This window comes from Rathayibacter sp. AY1G1, from assembly GCF_002932095.1.
Classification (GTDB): Bacteria; Actinomycetota; Actinomycetes; order Actinomycetales; family Microbacteriaceae; genus Rathayibacter.
The window spans coordinates 1-3,237 of the sequence record NZ_PSUZ01000054.1 but is presented as its reverse complement, the minus strand read 5'-3'; the positions used below and the strand labels follow the sequence as shown (position 1 = coordinate 3,237).

Genomic DNA, 3,237 nt, shown 5'->3' with positions numbered 1-3,237 from the left:
CCGGAGCCGGCGCGTTCCTCGTCTCCGACTCGCTGACCACCTCGGGCTTCGCGCCGCTCATGGCCAACGCCCTCCCGGCGCTGGCGATCGGCCTGCTCGGCGAGATGCTGGCCGAGCGGATGCGGGTGCCCGCCGTGGTGACGACCGCGTGCGCGATCGTCCCCCTCCTGCCCGGCCTCACCCTCTACCGCGGCGTCCTCGGCCTCACCTCGAACGCCGGCCCGAGCGCCGGGATCGAGCTCCTGCTCCAGGCGGGCATGATCGCGCTGGGCCTCGCCGGCGGAGTCACGCTCGGCCGGATCGCCTACCGCCGCCTGCGCACCCCGATCGTGCGGGCGGTGGCGCCGGTCCGCGCCCGGACCCGCCGGGACCGCGGGATCGAGCAGGCACTGGCCGCCGACGTCCTCTACCCCGACGGCGCAGAAGCGGGGCAGACGGACGCAGGGCAGGACGCCACGGCGCCGGGCAGCGGATCCGGCCTCACGGCGTCCGACCCGTCGGCGCCGGCCGCGGTCGACCCCCCACCGCTGTCCGACGAGTCGGCGCCGGCCGCCGAGGAGCCGTTCACCCGCACCGGGATCGTCCCGATCGTCAGCACGATCGGCGTGACGGAGCCGGTGCCGATCGTCACCGAGGAGGATCCGGCCGACCGGGGCTGACGACAGGGCCTGCTCCCGCGGTCGGCTCCTCGCCGCAGAGGGAGGCGCCGCGCCGGTCAGTCCGCGTGGCCCCGCACGACCACGGTCCGGCGGGTGTCGATGACGATCACCGAGCCGAGCACGATCAGGGCGAGCGACACCGAGGCGAGTGTGTCGGTCAGCCAGTGGTAGCCGAGGTAGAGCCGGGCGACGATCTGGCCGGCGATCATCCCGAGCGAGAGCGCGAAGCCCCCGATCATCCAGCTCCGGGAGGAGCGGCGGGAGGCGAGGAGGAACGTGGTGATCAGGAAGAAGTCGCTCACGCCGGTGACGTGGCCGGAGGGGAACGAGAAGGTCCCGTCGGGCCCGAGCAGCATGTACTCGACCGGCGGGCGCATCCGCATCACGAGGTGAGCGGCCAGCTGCACGCTGAGCATCCCGACGAGCATGCCGCCGGCCAGGAGGATCGGCCGCCAGAGGTGCCGCGCGAGGACGAACCAGAGCACGAGCACCGCCAGGATGATGACCGGCAGGTAGACCGGCCCGAAGACGGTGGCGAGCGCGTCCATCACGACCGTGCCCTCGGCGGAGCGCTTCTCGCGGAACCACTCGGCGACGACCGGATCGAGGACGGTGAGGCCGGTGGCGCTCGCGACCTGCGCGGTGAAGGCCGCGAAGAGGACGACGCCGACGCCGATGAGGCCGAAGCCGGCCCGGTCGAGGCCGCGGCGCGCCTCCGGGGCCATCACGCGCTCCTCCACGAGGAACCGCTGGTGGAAGCGGGCGCGGCGCGAGAGGGCGGGGGTGCTCATCCGCTCACCCTAGGGCTGCGGAGGCGCCGCCGACCGGGCCGTTCGCTCAGCGTCCTGCCGCGTAGTGCGTCTGGATCTGCTCCGGCGTGAGGACCGTCGAGTACACCGCGGCGTAGCGCAGGCTCCCGCCGAAGTACGAGGAGCCGACGTTCGGCCACTGGCCGCCCAGGCTGTCGTATCCGATCTTCCAGGTGCCCGTCGTGTTCTCGGCCGTGCGGTACGTGCTGTTCGAGGCGACCTTCACGCCGTCGACCCAGAGCGCGATGCCCGCCGTCGGCGAGAGCGTGGAGACGACGTGGTGCCAGAGCCCGTCGTTGACGGCTCGGGTGCTCGTGATGGTCTGCGCGGCGCCGTTGTAGACGCCGAAGACGAGCTTGCCGTCGGCACCGATGTAGGTGTGGCGGTCGTACTGGCCGCCGGGAGCGGTGGCGCCCGCGCTGAAGCTGAAGAGCTTGCCGCCGGCGTTCGTGGTCTTGAACCAGATCTCGGTGCTGAAGGTGCCGGGGTTCCTGATCTCCAGCGGCGTGCTCAGGTACTGGTTGGTGCCGTTCGGCGTCCACGAGCCGCCCGCGTCGCGCGGGCAGGCCTTGGGCGTCGCTGCGGAGCTGACCATCGCGGTCGGGAAGAGGCTGGTGGAGCGGTAGGTGCCCGGGTACTGGCCGGAGTCCGTGTCGGGCGCGGTCGTCGATCCGCTCGGCTGCGCGAGCGTGTAGGCGAAGAGCGCGGCCCCGCGGTCGGCGGCGAGGGCGCCGTCGCAGGTGAAGAACGCGGCGGCGCTGCCGACCGTGTTGGTCGAGTTCAGGATCGAGGCGGTGTACGCGCCGGAGGTGGCCGGGGCGGTGAGCAGCACGGCGGCCAGGGCGGCGGCGGCGAGGGCGGCGACGACAGACCTCGGGCGGGCGAGGAGGGTGCGCAGCCGCGCGGCCGGTGAGGCGGCGGAGAGGCGGTGCCGGCTCATGCCGTCTCCTCCTCGCGGGCGGCGCGGCGGCCGCGCTCGGCGGTCCGCTCCGGCTCCCCGGGGAGGCCGACGAAGACCGTGTAGAGCACCGGGATCGCGCAGAGCAGGACGAAGAGGACCCAGCCCCAGAACGGCAGGTGCAGAGCGGAGGAGAGGGCGTAGGCGTCTCCGTCGTGCGCCGGGATCTGCAGGCGGCCGACCTGTCCGGAGACCAGGTCCACGGGGTCGGCGCCCTCGGCGCTCACGCGGATGGGGAGGACGCCCGTCGAGACGAGCGTGGCGTTCGTCGTGCCGCTGTCGACCGTGGCCTCGAGGACGACGATGCCGACGAGCGGGCGGAGCACGAAGACGGTGACGGACGCGACGAGCGAGAGGCCGAGGATCCGCATCGACGCCCGCTGGGTGGGCGAGGCGATGAAGCGGGTGAGCAGCTGCACGAGGACGGCGCCGATGATCAGCAGCGGCAGGCCGCGCACGAGCCAGCCGAGCACCGGCAGCGCCGTGGTGACGACTCCGATGAGCTGGTCCTGGCCGGTGGCCCACGGATCGACCGCTCCGTTGATGTCGCCCTGGGTGCGGAGCGTGCCGTCGTCCGCGATCTCGACGACCCGGTGGGTGTAGGTCTCGTCGGGCGTGGTGGTGGGGTGGAAGCTGACCGCGTCGCCGACCCGGACGTCCTCGAGGGCCGTCGGCTCGGTGAGGACGAGGGTGCCGACGGGGGCGGCCGTACCCATGGAGGGCGTCTGCACGATGAACCAGCGTCCGCCGGACGCGTGGAACAGGAGCGCCGCCGCGACCAGGACGGCCAGCAGAGCGGTCGTCGTCCAGA

At 73.3% G+C, this 3,237-nt stretch carries 4 protein-coding genes; 1 reads left to right on the top strand and 3 read right to left on the bottom strand.

Annotated elements, in window-relative coordinates; genetic code table 11:
* A partial coding sequence (locus C5C36_RS17135) for a threonine/serine exporter family protein (protein WP_181133854.1) occupies positions 1–659 on the top strand: 659 nt, incomplete at its 5' end.
* A gap of 56 nt (positions 660–715) precedes the next feature.
* On the opposite strand, the gene C5C36_RS17130 is transcribed toward C5C36_RS17135, so the two are convergent.
* The 3 genes from C5C36_RS17130 to C5C36_RS17815 form a co-directional block, all read right to left on the bottom strand.
* Positions 716–1,450: a phosphatase PAP2 family protein gene (locus tag C5C36_RS17130; protein ID WP_104310108.1), complete on the bottom strand. Its 735-nt coding sequence runs from the start codon at positions 1,448–1,450 to the stop codon at positions 716–718.
* 46 nt (positions 1,451–1,496) lie between these two features.
* A complete protein-coding gene (locus C5C36_RS17125) occupies positions 1,497–2,408 on the bottom strand; it encodes a LamG domain-containing protein (RefSeq protein ID WP_104247132.1) in 912 nt (303 codons plus the stop codon).
* Positions 2,405–3,237 (bottom strand): S26 family signal peptidase (locus C5C36_RS17815; protein ID WP_104310107.1); only part of this gene is annotated, 833 nt, incomplete at its 5' end. The genes C5C36_RS17125 and C5C36_RS17815, both read right to left, overlap by 4 nt.